This is a genomic window from Microbacterium oryzae, from assembly GCF_030406385.1.
Lineage (GTDB): Bacteria > Actinomycetota > Actinomycetes > Actinomycetales > Microbacteriaceae > Microbacterium > Microbacterium oryzae_A.
The window spans coordinates 199,949-219,158 of sequence record NZ_JAUEPM010000004.1 but is presented as its reverse complement, the minus strand read 5'-3'; the positions used below and the strand labels follow the sequence as shown (position 1 = coordinate 219,158).

Below are 19,210 nucleotides of genomic sequence, written 5' to 3'. Positions count from 1 at the left end.
GACCATCCTCCCGAGCAGCGTGTTCCTCCCGACCTGCGCGCTGACCCCTGCTCAGACGCGGTCGGGCAGGTCGCTGTCGTCGTCGACGCCGGCGATGCGCTTCTCCTCTTCCTCGACGGGGTCTGCACCGAGGTCGGGGACGACCGAGGTGTCCTCACGCTCGGTGTGCTGCGTCGCCGGGTCGGGGATTGAGTAGTGCTCGCTGTTGCTGTTCGTGTCGCTCATGCCGCCATCCCAGCAGAACGCCGTCACGAGGGCCCAGCCCTTGACATCCGCCGGGCGACGCTCAGCCGAGCGGAGTCACGGTGCGAGTGCCCGCATCCCAGCGCCGCATGCCGACGGCCTGCCCGCGCAGCTCGGCGCCGAGGATGGCCAGGGCTGCGTCGAGATTGGTCAGGCGGAGGCGACGGGCGAGCGTCACATGCGGCGTCCACTCGTCGGGACGCGTATGCGGCTTGTCGTCACCGGGCCCCGCCTCGCGGTGCACGTCGCGGTGCAGCTCGGCGAGCTCGGGGGTGACGATGACGCGTCGGACCAGCACGCCGCGGTCGCTGTGCGCGAACACCGACGGCGATTCGAGCGTCACCGGCAGCGGAAGGCGTGCGACCTGGGCGGCGAACGTGTGCTGCGCCACCTCCTCCCGCACGAGCAGCGTCACGTGCGGACGGTTGCTCGCGGAGGTGTGCGCGGCGAGGCTCGAGAGGCGCGCGTCGGCGAGCGCCTGCCACTCGCTTCGCACCGCCTCCTCGAGGCTCGCGTCGAGCAGCAGTTCGATGCTCGTGATGGCCATGACGGCACCCTACGTCGAGTTCAGCTGCGCTGCCGACGCGCGAGCCACCAGGCGACGGCGAGGACGAGGACGCTTGCACCTGCCCAAGCCCAGACGCTCGTCTGCAGCCCGATCAGTGATGCCGTGGTGGTGTCGCAGAAGGACGCCCCCGACATCGGCGAGTCCGCGCAGTACCCGGCCGTCTGCACGGGAGCAAGGGCGATCGCGGCGACGATCAGCGCCGCGACGGTTCCGAGGGCGATGCGACGCATGCCTCCACCCTGCCAAAGACGTCGACCGAATTCGTGCCCTCGCACCTCAGCTAGACCGCGTCCGGCGCACCCACTTGTGTCCATTCAGCATGCTTCCGTCGGAAGGCGTCGAGGTCGGCCTCCAGTCGAGCCAGTTGATCGGGGAAGCGATCGGCGACATCGACAGTCTCAGCCCCGTCGGCGGCGAGGTCGAAGAGCGCACGATCCACGACGACCGGTGGCACCATTCCCTCGCGGGCATTCACGACGAGTTTCCACTCCGCGCGACGCACTGCCCATTGGCCCTCGTAGGACCAGAAGACGGGGAGGATGGCGCGGGCGGCGTCGGCACCTGGCGACAGCCATTCCGCCAGCCGTGATCGCCCGTCGATTCGGTCGGCATAGCCCGCGCCGCCGTCGTCGACGGCCTCGAGGATCGTCGGGAGGACGTCCATCATGGATCCGACCTCAGCGAAGTCGTGCCCTGCGGCCAGTCGACTCGGCCACGACACGATAGATGGCACGCGGATGCCGCCTTCGAAGACGGATCCCTTCGTGCCTCGGAGACCGCCGGTCGAGCCGCCGTTGTACGACACCTCCTCGCCGTCGAGCCAGTTGCGGCTTTCGGCGGAGGGTCCGTTGTCCGACGAGAAGAAGACGATGGTGTCGTCCCGCAGGCCGAGCCGATCCAGGGTCGCGAGGATCTGAGCGATAGCGTCGTCCATCGCGCTCACCATCGCCGCCATCGTGCGGCGCCCTCCGTCGAGGTGCGCATACCGCTCCATGTATTGCTGAGGTGCGTGCATTGGATAGTGGGGGGCGTTGAATGGCACGTAGCAGAAGAAGGGGCGGCCGGCATTCTGCTCGATGAAGCGCGACGCGCGCTCGCCGATGACGGTGGTGAGGTACTCCCCGTTGTGCCATGCCTCTTGGTCGCCCTCCCACAGGTCGTGCACCGGGTTGTGGTCGCCCCAGTAGTAGATGTGTGAGTAGTAGTCCACGCAGCCGGCTCGGAACCCGAAGAAGTCCTGGAACCCGTAATGGAGGGGGTCGTACTCTGGTGCCGCTCCCAGATGCCACTTGCCGAAGAGGGCGGTGCGGTAGCCGCGGCGCTTCAGCTCCGATGCGATCGTCTCCTGGGCGGGCAGCCCTCGCGTCTGGCGCGTACCGCCGAGGATGGCCTCGACTCCGGCGTGAGCGGGATACCGCCCGGTCATGAGCGACGCGCGGGACGGCGAGCACACGGGCGAATTGGCGTACCACTGCGTGAGGCGGCGGCCGGATGCGGCGAGCTCGTCGATGGCAGGGGTCTGGATGTCCTCGGAGCCGAAGCACCCCACATCCCCCCAGCCCAGGTCGTCCGCGTAGATGATGACGACGTTGGGTCGTGTCACTTTCACTCCTTGATGGCGCCGGCGGCGACGCCGGCGACGAGCCGGCGCTGCAGCAGTGAGAACAGAATGATGGTGGGTAGGGCCGCGACGACCGACGCCGCCATGACGACTCCCCAGTCGGTCCCGTACTCGCCGAAGAGCCCGGCGAGACCTACCTGCACGGTCTTGAGGGCGTCGTCGGTGAGGAACACCTGGGCGAAGAGGAACTCCTCCCACATCGCGATGAAGGCAGTCACCGAGACGGTGACGATGCCTGGCCAGGTGAGCGGCGCGATGATGCGCGCGATGACCGTCAACGTCGACGCGCCGTCGACCCGCGCGGCCTCGTCGAGCGTGCGCGGGACCGCGTTGAAGAAACCCGTCATGAGTAGCACTGCCAGCGGCAGAGTCATCGCGACATAGACGATGACGATGCCGGCGTAGCTGTTCAGAAGGCCTAGCTCGGCGAAGAACAGGTAAACGGGTGTCACGAGCACCACGAAGGGCAGCAGCTGCGTCGCTACGAGTAGGAGCATGACGAGCTTCTTGATGCGGAAGGCGTAGCGCGACAGTGCGAATCCGGCGAGTGCCGCGACGACCACAGTGACCAGTGTGCCGACGAGACAGATGAGAAGGCTGTTGACCAGGTAGTGCCCGAAGCCCGTGCCGTCGAACAATCGCTCGTAGGAGTCGAAGCTGAGCTCAGAGAACGCGGATCCCCATGTCAGCCCGGCGGCGATGGACCGAGCGGGACGCAGGGAGCTGTACGTCATCCACAGCACGGGGAAGACAATCATCAGCAGCACGGCGAAGAGCGGGATGAGCAGGAGCAGATCCGAAGCACGTCGATTCTCGGAGCCGAAGCGACCGCGTGCATGCGCGCCGGAGGACGTGATCACGGCACGGGTCTCGCTCATCGGGCGTCCTCCTTCGATGTCACTCGCATGTACATCACGGCGAACACAGCCATGATCGCGGTCATGATGAGCCCGATCGCCGCGGCTCCGCCGAGGTCGTTCCCGAAGAAGGCCGTCGAGTAGAGCTCGGTTGCGAGAACCGCTGTGTAGGTGCCGGGGCCCCCTCCGGTGGTAAGCCAGACGTAGACGAAGTTGTTGAACGTCGCGATCACTGTGACCAGCACCACCACGGTGAGCACAGGGCGCAGGTTCGGAACCGTGACGTTGAGGAAGGACTTCCACCATCCGGCGCCATCGAGCGAGGCGGCCTCGTACTGCTCATCCGGGATTGACTGCAACCCCGCCAGCAACACCATGACGACGAACGGGAGCTCCCGCCAGACGACGATCGCGACGATGCACCACCACACCGTGCTCGTCTGAGCGAGGAACGGGATTCCTCCGTCGATGAGGCCCAGCGCCGCGAGTGCCTGGTTGAGCACCCCCGAGTTGCCGTCCAGAATCCACTTCCATGCGGCGACGGCGACCACGGGCGGCACCATCCAGGGGATGAGGGCCATCGTGCGCGCAAGACCGCGCACCCTCCACCGTCCCAGCACCGGTGAATGCAGTGCAACGGCGAGGGCGAGCCCGAAGATGAGTCGCATAACGACTGTCACCAGCGTGAGCCAGAAGACCGTGTTGAACGCGGCACCGCCGAACTGAGGGTCGCCAACGACGTTCTGGAAGTTGCGCAGTCCCGACCACTCCGCGTCCCCGGGAGCCTCGAACGGGGAGAGCTTCTGAAACGCGAGGATAACGTTGTAGATGGAGGGGAAGAGGAACAGCAGCGCCACGATGACGAGCGCCGGGGCGCTCAACAGATACGGCTGAAGTCGTTCACCCCGGCGTCTCGTCACGGACGTCATCAGCCCTGAAGGCCCTGTTCGATCGCGTCGATGATCGCCTTGGCTGCCGTCTGGCTGTCGGACTGACCCGAATAGACTGCCGAGAACTGCTGATTGACGAGTTCCTGCAGCGACGCGGTGGTGACGGGTGCCCCGATGTACTTCGCGAAAGGGACCGCGTGAGGCAGCTGGTCGACGAAGCCCTGCTCGGTCGGATCGACCTCCAGCTCGGTGAGCGTCTGCGCCGACGCCGGATACTGCGAGTAGGTCGCGAAGGTGTCGCTGCTCATGAGATACGTGATGAACTCCCACGCCTCCTCGGGGTGCTCGCTGTTGGCGTTGATTCCCAGGGCGCGCCCACCCAGGTGCGTGGAGCCGTCCACGAGCCCGCCAGGCATCGGCGCTGTGGCGAGCTCCGCGCTCACCTGGTCGCGCACCGCCCGGAACGCCGCGGGCGGCATGTACGTCATGGCGCACGACCCGTCGTCCAACGCCGCGGCGATCGCCGGGTCGGCGTAGTCCGTCAGCGATTGCATGGAGGTGGGCGTCGTGCCGCTGGTGAAGAAGGTGTTGAAGTAGTCGATCGTCTCGGCCAGCTCGTCCTGTGTCACCCCCACCTGCCAACTGCCGCCTTCGTTCTCGATGAGGAACGAGTCGTGATTCCAGAGGTAGTAGTTGATCGGGAACCATTGCGCCGCGCTCTGCTGCGCACCCGCTGCGAAGCAGAAGCCGTTGACGGCGCCGTCGCTGTCCTCGGTGATGCGCTCTGCGACCTTCTGGAACTCCTCCCATGTCTCCGGCGTCGCCGTGACGCCGGCATCCTCGAGCACGTCAGGCCGGTACACGAGTGCCATCGTGTCCGCTGTCCACGGCACTCCCCAGGTCGTGCCATCGAGGACGGTCATCTCAGTCGCGAGAAGGTCGTCGGCGCTGTCAAGTGGCTCCGATGCCATGAGATCGTCCAGCGGCAGGAGCACGCGTGGCTGTGCGAGGAAGGCCACATCCGCGAGCGCCATATGGATCACGTCGGGCCCGGAACCGGAGTTCGCCTCGCGAGCGAACTGCTGCGGGTTGTTCGGCGTGACGGTTTCAAGCTCGACCTGGATCTCGGAGTGGTCCGCGTTCCAGGTGTCCACCGCTTCGACCAGGCCCTCCACCTGATCTGCCGGGTCGAACTGTCTGAAGGTGAGTTCGACGACACCGTCGTCGTCGGGGGAGTTCTGCGAGCAGCCTGCAAGCGCACTCACGGCCAGCACGCCGGTGATCAATACCGGCAGGGACCTCATGGACTTCATTGACGTTGCCTCTCCATTGACGCGGACACGGTCAGTTAATTCCATCAATTTGAGTGTGTCAATAGGTGATCCTCGTCTACGATCGGTGGATGAGAGCTGCGTCCGCGTCGTCCCCGCACCCGCTCCGAAGCGCCCGCAGGCGGGGAAGCAACCTCCCTCGGGTGGCCGACTACAACCAGATGCTCGTCCTCGACCTCGTCCGCCGGTCGCGGGGAATCAGTCGGGTGGAGCTCGTACGCGAGACGGGGCTGACGGCTCAGACGGTCTCGAACATCTGTCGCCGGCTGAGCGATGCGGATCTCATCCGCGAGACGGGGCGCGTCTCGGCCGGTACGGGGGGTGCACCCCGCACGATCTTCGAGGTCAATGCCAGCGGGCGCTTTACGATCGGCCTGCATATTGATCCCGCTCGGCTCACGTTCGTCGTCTTTACGCTCGCCGGAGACATCGTGCAGCGCCTGAGCATGCGCACCCCCGACACACCGGAGCCCGAGGCGATGCTCGCTGAGATCGAGCTGCGCATCAGGCAACTGATCGAAGCGGCCGGAGTGCCTACCGACCGCGTCGCCGGCATCGGAGTGGCGACTCCCGGTCCGATCGATGTCCTGCACGGCTCGGTGCGAGATGCGCCGAACCTGCCCGGCTGGGAGGACGTCGGGCTCCGTGCTGAGCTCGAGAGGCGCCTCGGGCTGCCCGTCGTCGTCGAGAAGGACACCACGGCGGCCGCGCTCGGCGAGCTGTGGAGCAGCCCACGACCTCCGCAGAACTTCGCTTTCGTCTATCTGGGAACGGGGGCGGGTGCGGGGATCGTGCTGGACGGAGAGGTTCGAAGGGGCGCCAGCAGCAATCTCGGAAACATCGGTCACATGAGCGGCGACCCCAACGGCCCGATCTGCCCCTGCGGTGGACGAGGCTGCCTCAGCCTGACGGCTCTTCCGGCGACCCTGGTCGGGGAGGCGGCTGCGCGAGGACTCGTGGCTTCGGTTGACCTGGGCGACGCGAGGGCTGTCGAGAAGGCATTTGCGGAACTCTGTGCGGTCGCTGTCGACCATCCCGGTGGAGAGGAGGCGGCCATCGTTGATCGAGCCGCACGCAGCTACGCCCGTGTCGCGTCGCAACTCGCCAACGCACTCGACCTCGAGGCGATCGTCTTCGGCGGCCCGCAGTGGCCGGCCCTCATGTCCGCCGTGCTCCGTATCGCGCCGCCGCTGATCAGCAAGGCCTTCCTCTTCCGCGCGCTGCACGACGTCGAAACCCGTGGGGCTTCGACCAACGATGACGTCGGGGCGGTCGGCGCAGCGTCTCTTGCGATGTGGGCCACGACGTTCGACGCTCCCACGCAGCTCTTCCTCCCGATCTGAGCCGCATGAGTGTCATCAACCGGCGGATGGTGTCGTTCCGATTATCCATATGATTGAATAACGAAGGCGTCGAGCGCAGGGAAGCGCGGTGCCGCTCATCGACGAGAGAGAAGTGTCATGACCGAGATCCGCCAGCGGGATGCTTCCACACAGATTGTCCGGCGTCTGGACCGCGTCTTGCGGGAGTCGATCGTTCCGAGGGAGACGCGTGCGACAGCGCCATTGCAGGTCGCCGCTCGCGCAGTCGGGGGCGAGCCCGTTCCGTTCTCCGTCGGCACAGCGGGCGAGTTCGCGACACTCGCCCCCGGCGATCTCTGGGGTCGCGCATGGGACACCGTGTGGATGCACGTCGTCGGCAGTGTTCCCGGCGAATGGCGCACCGACTCCTCTCTCCGAAACGGCACGGCGCTTGAACTGGCCATCGATCTGGGCTTCACCAGTGCGCAGTCCGGGTTCCAGGCGGAGGGCCTCGTGCATACGTCGACGGGAGAGATCGTCCGCGGTCTCTCGCCGCTCAACCATCGTGTCCTCCTTCAGCACGACGGCGGGGATGCCGTGGAGTTCTGGGTGGAGGCGGCGGCTAACCCGACGATGAGCACGCCCTCTGGAACGGAGCTCATTCCGCTGTCGCGTCTCGGGGGGTGGGATTCGGCTGGGGAGGAGTTGATCTACCGGTTCGGAGGCGCCGCACTGGTGCTTCGGGACGTCGAGATGACCGGGCTGCGGCACGACGCGGAGGTCCTGCGCGGTATCGCGGTGAGCGCGACGACGAGTCGACGCCGTCGCGAGTTGGTGCTCGCGGCCCTCGAAGACATGCTCGAGGCACTGGATCCGGCGGATCCGGCGCGGACCGCGAAGAGGGCCCGCGCCGTGCTCGCCCACGTGCTCGCGGCGCCCGCTCACGCGACCTCAATGACCCTCACAGCCGTCGGGCACGCGCACATCGACTCCGCGTGGCTCTGGCCGCTGCGGGAGACCATCCGGAAGTGCGCTCGGACGTTCTCGAATGTGCTGTCGCTCATGGAGGACAACCCGGATTTCGTGTTCGCGTGCTCCTCTGCCCAGCAGTTCCAGTGGATGAAGGAGCACTATCCGGATCTCTTTGCGCGGATCCGTGAGCGCGTCGAGCGAGGCCAGTTCGTCCCGGTCGGCGGGATGTGGGTCGAATCGGACACCAACATGCCCAGCGGCGAATCGCTCGTGCGCCAGTTCGTCGCAGGACAGGGGTTCTTCGAGCGGGAGTTCGGCATCGTATGCGAGGAGGTGTGGCTGCCTGACAGCTTTGGTTACTCCGGTGCCCTGCCTCAGATCGCGCGCGCGAGCGGGGCGCGGTGGTTCTTCGGACAGAAGCTGTCCTGGAACCGCACGAACCGAATGCCGCACCACACCTTCGAGTGGGAGGGGATCGACGGAACGCGCATCCTCACTCATTTCACGCCGGTGGACACGTACAACTCTGATCTGACGCCCGCAGAGCTCATCTATGCCGCTGAGAACTTCGAGGACCACGCTCAGTTCACCGGAGGAATCGTCCCGTTCGGATACGGCGATGGAGGCGGCGGCCCCACGCGAGAGATGCTCGAAGCGGGTCGGCGCGCGGCGGACGTGGAGGGTCTTCCGCACGTGGCATTCGGGCAACCCGCCGACTTCTTCGCGCAAGCGGAGGAGGAGGCGGTGGAGCCCGCGGTCTGGATGGGCGAGATGTATCTCGAGCTGCACCGCGGTACATACACCTCTCAATCACGCACAAAGCGCGGCAATCGGCGGGCGGAGGCACTGCTGCGCGAGGCCGAGTTGTGGGCGGCCACCGCCGCGGTGCGCACCGGAGCGAGCTACCCCTCCGACGCGCTCTCGCGCCTGTGGGAACGGACTCTGCTGCTGCAGTTCCACGACATCCTGCCCGGGAGCTCCATCTCCTGGGTTCATCAGGACGCTGAGCGCCTCCACGCCGACACTCATGCCGAGCTCCAGAGCATCATCGCGAACGCGCTGTCCGCCCTCGCAGGAACCGGAGAGATCGAACTCGTCGCGAACGCCTCGCCGTTCCCGCGCGCGGGAGTCGCGGCCCTGGGAATCGCGGTGCATGACGCCAGCGAGCCTCCGCGAACGGTGGTGGAGCGAGACGGGAAAGCGGTGGTGCTTCGGAACGCGCTGGTGGAGCTGCGCATCGCGTCCGACGGCACCTTCGAGAACCTGCGGGAGCTCTCCAACGGCCGACCGCTTTTCGGTGGCGGTCACCACGGCAACGAGCTGCACCTTCATCACGACCTCCCGACGGACTGGGACGCGTGGGATATCGATGAGCACTACCGCCGTCAGCGCGTCGCACTACCGGCCGAGGCCGAGGTCGAGCCACTCGACGACGGCTCCGGCGTCCGCATCGTCCGGGCCTTCGGCGCATCCCGAGTGAGCCAGGAGGTGCGATTGAGTCGCGAGAATGCCGGCGTGGACGTCGTGACCACGGTCGACTGGCATGAGCGTCAGAGCCTGCTCAAGCTCGCCTTCCCGTTCCGCATCGACGCGCGCCGCTCGACATCCGAGACACAGTTCGGTTTCATTGAACGGCCCATCCACGAGAACACATCGTGGGAAGCGGCGAAGTTCGAGACCGTCGCCCACCGATGGGTCCATGTCGGCGACGGCCGGACTGGTGCTGCTGTCGTGAATGACTCGACGTACGGTCATGACATCACACGGGTTCCTAACGACGGGTCGGCGGGTTATGCGACCCAGGTGCGTCAGACCCTTCTGCGGGGGCCGCTCTATCCTGACCCGGAGAGCGATCAGGGGACCCATGTTTTCCGATCGCGGCTGGTCATCGGGTCGGTGGGCGACGCTGTGGCCGCCGCATACGACCTCGACACCGGGCTGCGCATGGTGCGGGGGGCTGCCGCCGAGATCGCTCCGCTCGCGCGAGTCGACGGGGAGGGCGTGGTGATACACACGGTCAAGCTCGCCGAAGACGGGTCAGGGGATCTCATCGTGCGTCTCTATGAGGCACTCGGCGTGTCAACCACTGCGCGGGTCCATATCGATGCGCTACGAATCGAGCTCGTGGACTTGCGTGAGCGCCCGGTCGGCACGCAGTCCCGGGCGATCACCGACGGTACGGTCGAACTCGATCTGCGCGGGTTCGAGATCGTGACGCTGCGGGCGAGCGGGTTCACCGGCGGCGCCTGAGGGGCCTACCGCAGCGCCTCGCGGGCGAACAGCTTCAGGTCCTCGCTTGCCTGCTCGGCGCGCACGCGGCGGTCGAAGAGGATCGAGAGCAGACGGTCGGTCTCGGCCGTCGCCATCCGCATGTCGGTGGCGGTGAACTCGCCGCTCGGGTGCTCCCAGCCGACCATCCGCATGCCGAACGCGACCGCTTGCCAGCGCTCGGAAGCCGGGGTGCCGTCCGCGATCGCGAGGAGGTGCAGCACCGCGGCGTCGACCTCCGCGTCCTGCAGCCCGCGATACAGGCCCCGGGCGACGAGCCGCAGCAGTGCGCGACTGTCGCCCAGCGCCTTCTTGGCGGGGGCACCGAGCAGGAGCCGCCCCTTCTGCACGCGCACGATGCCCATCCGCTGCGCCACCTCGCGGAGGTTCGCGATGGGAGGGGTGAGGTCCTCTCGGTTGCCCTTGCCGACCCATCCGTCGAGCCATCCGAGCCGGGTCATCCCGTCGAGGACCACCGAAGGCGGCAGCCATCCGGCGGTCGTCAGGTCGAGTCCGTCCGCGCCGACCGCCTCGATGAGCCAGGCGAACGGGCGGATGATGCGCGCGGCCGTCTCCTCGTCGATCTCGATGGGCGTCAGCACGGCGGTGCGGTAGAGGTGCTGACGCAGCTCCGAGCGGATGGCCGGGGGCAGGTTCGACGCGAACATCACGATCGGGGAGGCCTCGTCCACGTCGCCGGCCGGACGCAGCTCCTTCACCTTCACCAGCCCCGACAGGTCGCCCTGCTCGATGCCCGATCCCCGCGGATTGAAGAGGAGGTTCAGCTCGGCCTGGATCGACGGCGCATCGAACGCCGTCGGGTCGGTCGGCGCCCACGGGCCGACGGTCTCGGCGAGCCAGCGCTTCACCGCACGGCGCTCCGGGTGATTCGGGTCGGCGAGCGCCTCGCGCTTGTGCGCGTATCCGTCAGGGCCGCCCGAGTCCTCCCAGGGTGCCCGGTTCTCTCCTCTCATGATCCGCACGGGCGGCGTCGTCGCGTGCGGCTTCACCTCCGGATGGACCTGGACGATGTGAAGCCAGCCGTCGCCGAAGTCGTACTCGTACTCCAGCGCGAACTCCTCGAGCGCGCCCGTGATCGTCCACTCGGTCTCGTCGAGCAGATCGGGATCGTCGGGCGACGGGGCACCCCAGCGCAGCTGCTTCTGCGTGACCTGCAACCCGGGTGGGATGCCCTCGCGCAGCTCGTGCAGGTGCATCTCGCGCCAGCCCATGATCACCTGCAGCGCCATGTGCAGCTGACGCACGCTCAGGCCGCCGTCGATCTCGAACTCCCGCCACACCTCCGGCCACACGCCATGCAGCGTGACGAGGAGATAGAGGCGCTCGCCCGGTTCCATGCTCCGATGGTAGGGATGGCGAGGGTTGGGCGGGTCCCGCGTGTCGGGAAGGGAGCGCGGCCATCCGCTGTTGGACCACCGAGCCTGCCCCACCCGCACGACCGAAAGGCGCTCATGACCACGGCCATCCCGCTCGAACCCGACACCGCCCTCGACGAGCCGATTCTCGACAACCCGGCCTGGTCATCCCTCACCGGCGCGCACGCGCACCTCGCCATCGGCAACGAGCTCGTCAAGCGCTACCCCGACGACGTGTCGCCCTTCACCGGCGTGCGCTCCTGGAGCGACCCGGATGTGTGGGACGCGGTGATCGACGTGTTCGGGCCCGGCGCCGTCGTGAGCGTCTCGAACGCCGACCCCGAGCTCCCCGAAGGATGGGCCGAGGTCAGCCGCGGCGCGGGCGTGCAGCTCATCGAGACGGATCGGCTGCAGCCGACGCCGTTCGACGAGGCCGTCGAGCTCGATGCCGACGACGTCGAGGAGATGCTCGCGATCGTCGCGCGCAACCAGCCGGGGCCGTTCCGCCCGCGCACGCACGAGCTGGGGCGCTACATCGGCATCCGTCGGGATGGCCGACTGGTCGCGATGGCGGGGGAGCGCCTGCACCCGGAGGGTTGGACGGAGATCAGCGCGGTGTCCGTCGACAAGGAGCACCGCCGGCAGGGGCTCGCGTCGCGCCTCGTGCTCGACGTGGCGTTCCACATCCGCGAGCGCGGTGACCGGGCGATGATGCACGCGTCCGCGACGAACGTGAACGCGATCGCGGGCTACGAGAAGCTCGGCTTCCACCTGCGCAAGCGCACGGCGTTCCTCTCCGTGCGCGCCCCGCAGTAGACCGAGTCGCGGCGCTCTACACTGGTCGCATCCGCTCCCTCACCGAGGAAGGAGCGACATGTCGTCGCCGTGGCTCACGAGCGAGGCCGCACGCGCCCCGCGCCTGATCGTCGAGCGCGCGCACGACGAGCTGCTGGCGGGCAACGCGTCCGATCCGCGGCTCGCGCAGGTGCGCTCGATCGTCCGCGACTCGTGGGGCCGTTCGGTCGTCAGTGCTGTCGGAGCCGAGACGCTGCCGGTGCTCGAGCTGCAGGGGGAGGACCTCGAGACGTACCGGCGCGGCCATCCGCTCGCCGGAGCGCTCGAGCTCATCCGCGGACTGCTGCTGCCGGGGCACGCGGAGGCGGCGGGCGTCGCCGTCGCGGTCGGCGATGCCGCCGGGCGCCTGCTCTGGGTCGAGGGCGACCGCCGTGTGCGGAACCTCACCGGCGACATGGGCTTCGTCGCAGGGGCGAACTGGGCGGAGGATCGCGTCGGCACGGCGGCTCCCGGCACCGCGCTCGCGCTGGGGCGCTCGGTGCAGGTGCGCGGGGCCGAGCACTTCAACCGCTTCGTGCAGGCGTGGTCGTGCACGGCGGCGCCGGTGCGGGATCCGGAGACCGGACGGCTCATCGGCGTCATCGATGTCACGGGACGCGACGAGGCCGCGAGCCCGCAGGCGCAGCTGCTCGTCGACGCGACGGCGCGCGCGGTCGAGGGAGAGCTGATGGTCGCGCGGCTGCGGGCGGATCGGCATCCGGCAGAGGGGCGGTTCCCGGCGTCCCGACCGGCGCGGGTGGGCTCGCGCGCGACGCTCACCGTGCTCGGGCGGGACCGCGCGCTGCTCACGTTGTCGGGCGAGGGGATGGAGCGCGTCGTCGAGCTCGGGGCGCGTCACGCCGAGATCGTGCTCATGCTCGCGACGCACCGCCAGGGCATCACCGCCGAGCGACTGGCGGAGCTCGTGTATGGCGACCCGGCGGCGACCGGCACGCTGCGGCCCGAGATGGTGCGGCTGCGGAAGCTCCTCGAGCGGACGGCACCCGCGCTGGTGCCCGAGTCCCGTCCGTATCGGATGGCCGGGGAGGTCGAGACGGATGCGCAGCAGGTGCTCTCGCTCCTCGGACGCGGCGCCCACCGCGTCGCGCTCGCCGCATATCGCGGGGACGTGCTGCCCGCCTCGACCGCACCCGGCGTCGAAGAGCTGCGCGAGACCATCCGCACGTCTCTGCGGGAGGCGCTGCTGGCGGAGGCTGGCGTCGACGTGCTGCTGTCGTACGTGGACACGGACGCGGGCGCGGACGATGACGAGGCGCTGCGGCAGGTGCTGCGGATGCTCCCCGCGCGCTCGCCGCGGCGCGCGGGGATCGTCGCGCGGCTGGAGCTGCTCGAGCGCTGACACGGGCGGGGTGGCGTTCCTCGGGCGGGGGCGGCGTTCTCCGGCGACCACGAGGTTCTCCGGGCGACCAGACGATGTCGTCTCGTCCTGGCGACACGGAAAACCGCGCAATACCGTGTCCCGGCGGTGAGACGACATCGTCTGGCGGGAGAGGGCGCCCGCCCCGTGCAACCGGATGCAACCTGCGCCGACGTAGCGTGGCGACACACCCGCGCGGGAAGACCCCGCAACGTCACGCAGTCGAAGGAGACAGCAATGACCATCGTGGAAGAGGGCGTCTCGAGCATCTACGCCGCACCCGGCGACAAGGGCTCGGTCGCGCAGTACCGCTCGCGGTACGGCCACTACATCGGCGGCGAGTTCGTCGAGCCGATCAAGGGCGAGTACTTCGAGGACATCACCCCTGTCACCGGGAAGCCGTTCTGCGAGGTCGGCCGCGGCACCGCCGAGGACATCGACCGCGCCGTGGAGACGGCGTGGAAGGCGTTCGCCTCCTGGCGCCACACCAGCCCCGCCGAGCGCGGCGTGATCCTCAACAGGATCGCCGACCGCATCGAGCAGAACCTCGAGATGATCGCCGTCGCGGAGACCTGGGAGAACGGCAAGCCCGTGCGCGAGACGCTCGCCGCGGACATCCCCCTGGCCGTCGACCACTTCCGGTACTTCGCCGGCGTCCTGCGCGCGCAGGAGGGCGGCATCAGCCAGATCGACGAGAACACCGTCGCGTACCACTTCAACGAGCCGCTCGGCGTGGTGGGCCAGATCATCCCGTGGAACTTCCCCATCCTCATGGCCACGTGGAAGCTCGCTCCCGCGCTCGCCGCGGGCAACTGCGTCGTGCTGAAGCCGGCCGAGCAGACGCCGGCGTCCATCCTGCTGCTGTTCGACCTCATCGGCGACCTGCTGCCGGCTGGCGTGGTGAACATCGTGAACGGCTTCGGGATCGAGGCGGGCGCGCCGCTCGCTTCGCACAAGCGCATCCGCAAGATCGCGTTCACGGGCGAGACCACGACCGGGCGCCTCATCATGCAGTACGCGTCGCAGAACCTCATCCCGGTGACGCTCGAGCTCGGAGGCAAGAGCCCGAACATCTTCTTCGAGGACGTCGCGGCCGCCCAGGACTCGTACTACGAGAAGGCGAAGGAGGGCTTCGCGATGTTCGCCCTCAATCAGGGCGAGGTGTGCACGTGTCCGTCGCGGGCGCTCATCCAGCGGTCGATCTACGACTCGTTCCTCGCGGATGGCCTCGACCGGGTCTCGAGGGTCAAGCAGGGCAACCCGCTCGACCCCGAGACGATGATCGGCGCGCAGGCGTCGAACGACCAGCTCGAGAAGATCCTGTCGTACATCCAGATCGGCAAGGAGGAGGGCGCCAAGGTGCTCGCCGGTGGCGAACGAGTCGACCTCGGCGGCGACCTGACCGACGGATACTACGTCGCGCCGACCGTGTTCGAGGGGCAGAACAGCATGCGGATCTTCCAGGAGGAGATCTTCGGCCCCGTCCTCTCGGTCACGAGCTTCGACACGTACGACGACGCCATCACCACGGCGAACGACACCCTCTACGGCCTCGGCGCGGGCGTCTGGAGCCGCAGCGCCGACGTCTGCTACCGCGCCGGTCGCGCGATCGAGGCCGGTCGCGTGTGGACGAACACCTATCACCAGTACCCCGCTCACGCGGCGTTCGGCGGGTACAAGCAGTCGGGCATCGGCCGCGAGAACCACCTGCAGATGCTCGCGCACTACCAGCAGACGAAGAACCTCCTCGTCTCGTATGCGGAAGGGCCCACGGGCTTCTTCTGATCCGGATCGGATCCCCTCGGGCGGGGGCTCCCCAGGCCCCCGCCCGGGCGTGCCGGGCGTGCCCATCCCGCGACAATACAGTTGCGCCGCGACAATCCCGGCGCTGACGGCATTCTCGCGGTGGTGGTGAATTCTCACGGAAGGGTGAGCGGATGGTTGACGGGCTCAGCAGGGTGGCGGTCACGGATGAGGCCGCGGGGCTTCTGCGGACGCTCACCGCACAGCACGGGCGGCTGATGTTCCACCAGTCGGGCGGCTGCTGCGACGGGTCCTCGCCGATGTGCTATCCCGTCGGGATGTTCCTGACGGGGTCGGGCGACGTGCTGCTCGGGGCCGTCGACGCGGGGCTCGACGACCCGATCGAGGTCTACATGTCGCAGTCGCAGTTCGAGTACTGGAAGTACACGCACCTCACCATCGACGTCGTGCCCGGCCGGGGCGCCGGATTCAGCGTCGAGGGGCCGACCGGCAAGCGGTTCCTCATCCGCTCGCGAATGCTCACCGAGGAGGAGCTCCAGCACTTCGGGCTGACGCGCGCGTCGTAGCGATGGGGGGCCGCGCGTCAGCCCGAGGGTGCGGCGCGCGCTCCCTACGAGTGATCAGTGCTTCTTGGCGCCGAACACCTTCCCGAGCAGCTTCACGGACACGATGGCGGTCAGCACCCACGGCCCGGCGATGAGGATCGGGTCGAGCCACGTGTGCTTGTAGTCGATCCGCCCGCGCCCGACGCGCGAGCCGATCGGACGGCGGCTGAACTCGCCCAGCACGCCCGTCTGCGTGATCGGATTATCGGGCCGCAGCGTGAACAGCGACCGCGCGTGCGCGCCGATCGAATCCACACGGTCGCCCGCCACCAGCAGCAGCCAGTGTCGCAGCGTGTTCTCGCTGTAGCGCCCGTAGGCGTATCGGCGGATGGCGCCGGACACACCGTGCAGCGGCTGCGCCGAGCCGTAGACCGGGGTCACATCCGGGTACTCGATGGAGCGCTCCCGGCCGCGGCCATCCATGCGGTCTTCCAGTGCCCAGGGAGCAGCGAACTCGCTCGGGTCGGGCGTATGCGCCTCGAGCCATCCCTCTTCCCGCTCGATGCCCCAACCGGGGATGCGGGGGCGGAGTGCGTCGACGTTTGCGGACATGTGCATCCTCCTCAGCTGTCCGAGACTTCGATGACCGTCTTCACGCAGTCGTCGAGCTTCGCCGAGACCATGTGATAGCCCTCGACGATGTCATCGAGGGGGATCCGGTGCGTGATCATCTCGCGCGGCGAGATCCGGCCAGCGCGGATGTGATCCAGGATGGCCGGCCACATCATGCGGATCGGCGTCTGGTTGGCGCGGATGGTCAGCCCCTTGTTCATCGCGTCGCCGAAGCGCACCGCGCTGTGGATGGGTCCGTACGCGCCGACGACCGAGACGTTGCCGCCCTTCCGGACCGAGTCGATCGCCCAGTTGAGCGCGACCGGCGAGCCGCCCTGCAGCTTGAGCTTGGCGGATGTGACGTGCTGCATGACCGTGCCATCAGCCTCGGCGCCCACCGCGTCGATGACGACGTCGGCGCCGAGGTGGTCGGTCTCGCGCTTCATATGCAGCACGGGGTCGCCGATCTCCGACAGCGCATGCGTCTCGGCGTATGCGAACGAGCGCGCCTTCTCGAGCCGGTAGTCGAGGTGGTCGAGCACCATGACGCGACCGGCGCCCATCAGCCAGGCCGAGCGGGCGGCAGCGAGCCCCACGGGCCCTGCGCCGAAGACGGCGACCGTGTCGCCCTCCTTGATGTGCCCGAGCCGGGCGCCGAAGTACCCGGTCGAGAACGCGTCGGTGATCATCAGCGCGTCCTCGTCGTGCAGCCACTCGGGGATGATCATGGGTCCGACATCCGCGAACGGCACGCGCACGCGCTCGGCCTGACCGCCGTCGTACCCGCCAGCGGTGTGCGAGTAGCCGTAGATGCCGCCGACCGCCGTCGCGTTCGCGTTCACGTTGTGGCAGTTCGAGAACAGCCCCTGCTGGCAGAACACGCACGAGCCGCAGAAGATGTTGAACGGCACCATGACCTTGTCGCCCACGGAGAGCCGCTGCACCGACGGGCCGACCTCCTCCACGATGCCGATGAACTCGTGCCCGAACGTGTGCCCGATGCGGGTGTCGGGGAGCATGCCGTGCAGCAGGTGCAGGTCCGAACCGCAGATCGCGGCGCGCGTCACGCGCACGATCGCGTCGTTCGGATGCTCGATGCGCGGATCGGGCTTCTCCTCGACGCGGATCTTGTACGGGCCTCGATACGTCAACGCCTTCATATGTCCTCCTCGTCTCCTGCGAGTCTGCGAAGCGTCGCCGGAAGCCGGGAGGGGGTTGCGGATGGCCGGGGGCTGTGTCAGAGGCGAGCTAGCAGGGGCGGGGTGGGATGTCCACGCTCTTCACCTCGGGAGCGGATCGCGGCAGGGTGGACCCATGGTCGATGCCACTCGTGACACGCGCAGCGCGCAGAACGCCTGGTCGGGGGTGCTGTTCGGCATCGGCCTCGTCGCGTTCATCGACGAGGCCGTGTTCCACCAGCTGCTGCACTGGCACCACTTCTACGACCGCGGCACTCCCGCCGCGGGCCTCGTGTCGGATGGCCTCTTCCACGCCCTGAGCTGGTTCGGCACGGTGGCGGGACTGTTCCTCCTCGCCGACCTGCGGAGACGGCACGCGCTCCGGTGGCACCGCTGGTGGGGCGGGGTGCTCCTCGGTGCGGGCGCATTCCAGCTCTACGACGGCATCGTCCAGCACAAGGTCCTCCGGCTCCACCAGGTCCGCTACGTCGAGAACGTGCTCCCCTACGACATCGCCTGGAACGCGCCGGCCATCGTGCTCCTCGCCGCGGGCATCGTGCTCATCGTGAAGACGCGCGACGTCCGCGCGCGGCGCCGCGCATGACCGCCCTGGCTCGGACCGCCGCAAGGGCGGTGGCAGAGGTGCACGAGCACGGCGCGGCCGCGGGTCTCGACACGATCATCCTCATCCCGGCGACCCTCCTCGTCGTGGTCTACATCGGCGGCGCGCTGTCCTCGCGCCGGAACGGCCGCCCCTGGCCTTGGTACCGGGTGGCGCTCTGGTGCGCCGGCCTGGTCGCGGCCGCCGCCCCGATTCTCGGGCCGTTCGCGGCCGCATCCCACGAGAGCTTCGTCGCCCACGCGCTGGGCCACGTCGTGGGGGGCATGCTCGCCCCGCTCCTCCTCGTGCTGGCGGCCCCGGTCACCCTCGCCCTGCGGACGCTCGACACCACGCCCGCCCGGCGCCTCTCGCGGCTGCTCGGAAGCCTCCCCATCCGCCTGCTCGTCCACCCCGTGACGATGGGCGTCGTCTCGGCCGTGAGCCTCTGGCTCGTCTACGCCACCTGGATCTACGACGCCGCGCACGGGAGCGCGCTCGTGCACGTCTTCGTCCACGTGCACAGCGTGATCGTCGGCTACCTCTTCACAGCATCCATCGTCGGCGTCGACCCCGACCCGCATCCGACCAGCCGCGTTCTGCGCGCAGTGGTTCTCGTGCTGACGATGGCCGCGCATGCCGTGCTCGCGAAGCACCTCTTCGCGAACCCGCCGGCTTCGGCGGGGCTGGCGGATGGCCAGCTCGGCGCGCAGACGATGTACTACGTCGGCGGGGTGGTCGAGCTCGCGATCGTCGTCGTCTTCTGCGCCCAGTGGTACCGCGCGTCAGGACGGCGGCTGGAGCGCGAGGCCGCGGTCGCCTGACCGCCGCCACGACTCACGCGGCCGCCTCGACTGACGCCGTCGCCTGACGC

General features: G+C 68.4%; 18 protein-coding genes. 8 read left to right on the top strand and 10 right to left on the bottom strand.

The window, feature by feature from the left end; all coding sequences use genetic code 11:
• Positions 1 to 51: 51 nt before the first annotated feature.
• The 7 genes from QWJ90_RS08595 to QWJ90_RS08565 all read right to left on the bottom strand — a co-directional run bounded on the left by QWJ90_RS08595 (position 52) and on the right by QWJ90_RS08565 (position 5,492).
• Complete coding sequence (locus QWJ90_RS08595) at positions 52 to 225, bottom strand: hypothetical protein (RefSeq protein WP_290107300.1); 174 nt, start codon at positions 223 to 225, stop codon at positions 52 to 54.
• 61 nt (positions 226 to 286) lie between these two features.
• On the bottom strand, positions 287 to 790 hold the full coding sequence (locus tag QWJ90_RS08590) for a 2'-5' RNA ligase family protein (protein WP_290107299.1): 504 nt from the start codon (positions 788 to 790) through the stop codon (positions 287 to 289).
• Between the two features lie 20 nt (positions 791 to 810).
• A complete protein-coding gene (locus QWJ90_RS08585; protein WP_290107298.1) occupies positions 811 to 1,041 on the bottom strand; it encodes a hypothetical protein in 231 nt (76 codons plus the stop codon).
• 50 nt (positions 1,042 to 1,091) lie between these two features.
• Positions 1,092 to 2,414, bottom strand: a complete 1,323-nt coding sequence (locus tag QWJ90_RS08580; RefSeq protein WP_290107297.1) for a sulfatase-like hydrolase/transferase — start codon at positions 2,412 to 2,414, stop codon at positions 1,092 to 1,094.
• Between the two features lie 2 nt (positions 2,415 to 2,416).
• Complete coding sequence (locus tag QWJ90_RS08575) at positions 2,417 to 3,310, bottom strand: carbohydrate ABC transporter permease (RefSeq protein ID WP_290107296.1); 894 nt, start codon at positions 3,308 to 3,310, stop codon at positions 2,417 to 2,419.
• Positions 3,307 to 4,170 (bottom strand): carbohydrate ABC transporter permease, encoded by an 864-nt coding sequence (locus tag QWJ90_RS08570; RefSeq protein WP_290107295.1) that lies wholly within the window; start codon positions 4,168 to 4,170, stop codon positions 3,307 to 3,309. Before QWJ90_RS08570 ends, QWJ90_RS08575 begins: the two co-directional genes overlap by 4 nt.
• A gap of 47 nt (positions 4,171 to 4,217) precedes the next feature.
• A complete protein-coding gene (locus QWJ90_RS08565; protein ID WP_290107294.1) occupies positions 4,218 to 5,492 on the bottom strand; it encodes an ABC transporter substrate-binding protein in 1,275 nt (424 codons plus the stop codon).
• A gap of 161 nt (positions 5,493 to 5,653) precedes the next feature.
• Here QWJ90_RS08565 and QWJ90_RS08560 point away from each other — a divergent pair, with 161 nt between their 5' ends.
• Both QWJ90_RS08560 and QWJ90_RS08555 read left to right on the top strand, forming a co-directional pair.
• Positions 5,654 to 6,853: an ROK family transcriptional regulator gene (locus QWJ90_RS08560; protein ID WP_290107293.1), complete on the top strand. Its 1,200-nt coding sequence runs from the start codon at positions 5,654 to 5,656 to the stop codon at positions 6,851 to 6,853.
• 117 nt (positions 6,854 to 6,970) lie between these two features.
• A complete protein-coding gene (locus tag QWJ90_RS08555; RefSeq protein WP_290107292.1) occupies positions 6,971 to 10,033 on the top strand; it encodes an alpha-mannosidase in 3,063 nt (1,020 codons plus the stop codon).
• Positions 10,034 to 10,038: 5 nt separating this feature from the next.
• Here the strand turns inward: QWJ90_RS08555 and QWJ90_RS08550 are convergent, their stop codons facing one another.
• Positions 10,039 to 11,409, bottom strand: coding sequence for a plasmid pRiA4b ORF-3 family protein (locus QWJ90_RS08550; RefSeq protein WP_290107291.1), 1,371 nt, complete (start codon positions 11,407 to 11,409; stop codon positions 10,039 to 10,041).
• Positions 11,410 to 11,523: 114 nt separating this feature from the next.
• Here QWJ90_RS08550 and QWJ90_RS08545 point away from each other — a divergent pair, with 114 nt between their 5' ends.
• From QWJ90_RS08545 to QWJ90_RS08530, 4 genes are all read left to right on the top strand, one after another.
• On the top strand, positions 11,524 to 12,243 hold the full coding sequence (locus QWJ90_RS08545) for a GNAT family N-acetyltransferase (protein WP_290107289.1): 720 nt from the start codon (positions 11,524 to 11,526) through the stop codon (positions 12,241 to 12,243).
• 58 nt (positions 12,244 to 12,301) lie between these two features.
• Positions 12,302 to 13,621 carry a GAF domain-containing protein gene (locus tag QWJ90_RS08540; RefSeq protein ID WP_290107287.1) on the top strand — a complete coding sequence of 440 codons (1,320 nt, stop codon included), beginning with the start codon at positions 12,302 to 12,304 and terminating at the stop codon, positions 13,619 to 13,621.
• Positions 13,622 to 13,876: 255 nt separating this feature from the next.
• On the top strand, positions 13,877 to 15,424 hold the full coding sequence (gene exaC / locus QWJ90_RS08535; protein ID WP_290107286.1) for an acetaldehyde dehydrogenase ExaC: 1,548 nt from the start codon (positions 13,877 to 13,879) through the stop codon (positions 15,422 to 15,424).
• Between the two features lie 152 nt (positions 15,425 to 15,576).
• Entirely contained in the window at positions 15,577 to 15,969 is a 393-nt protein-coding gene (locus QWJ90_RS08530; protein WP_290107285.1) for a DUF779 domain-containing protein, read from the top strand.
• A 54-nt stretch (positions 15,970 to 16,023) separates the two neighbouring features.
• On the opposite strand, the gene QWJ90_RS08525 is transcribed toward QWJ90_RS08530, so the two are convergent.
• Complete coding sequence (locus QWJ90_RS08525) at positions 16,024 to 16,560, bottom strand: hypothetical protein (RefSeq protein ID WP_290107284.1); 537 nt, start codon at positions 16,558 to 16,560, stop codon at positions 16,024 to 16,026.
• An 11-nt stretch (positions 16,561 to 16,571) separates the two neighbouring features.
• Positions 16,572 to 17,720, bottom strand: coding sequence for a zinc-dependent alcohol dehydrogenase (locus QWJ90_RS08520; RefSeq protein WP_290107283.1), 1,149 nt, complete (start codon positions 17,718 to 17,720; stop codon positions 16,572 to 16,574).
• Between the two features lie 154 nt (positions 17,721 to 17,874).
• Between QWJ90_RS08520 and QWJ90_RS08515 the strand changes: the two genes are divergently transcribed.
• Complete coding sequence (locus QWJ90_RS08515; protein WP_290107282.1) at positions 17,875 to 18,342, top strand: DUF2243 domain-containing protein; 468 nt, start codon at positions 17,875 to 17,877, stop codon at positions 18,340 to 18,342.
• Positions 18,339 to 19,160 (top strand): cytochrome c oxidase assembly protein, encoded by an 822-nt coding sequence (locus tag QWJ90_RS08510; RefSeq protein WP_290107281.1) that lies wholly within the window; start codon positions 18,339 to 18,341, stop codon positions 19,158 to 19,160. The genes QWJ90_RS08515 and QWJ90_RS08510 overlap by 4 nt, the downstream gene beginning before the upstream one ends.
• Positions 19,161 to 19,210: the final 50 nt, after the last annotated feature.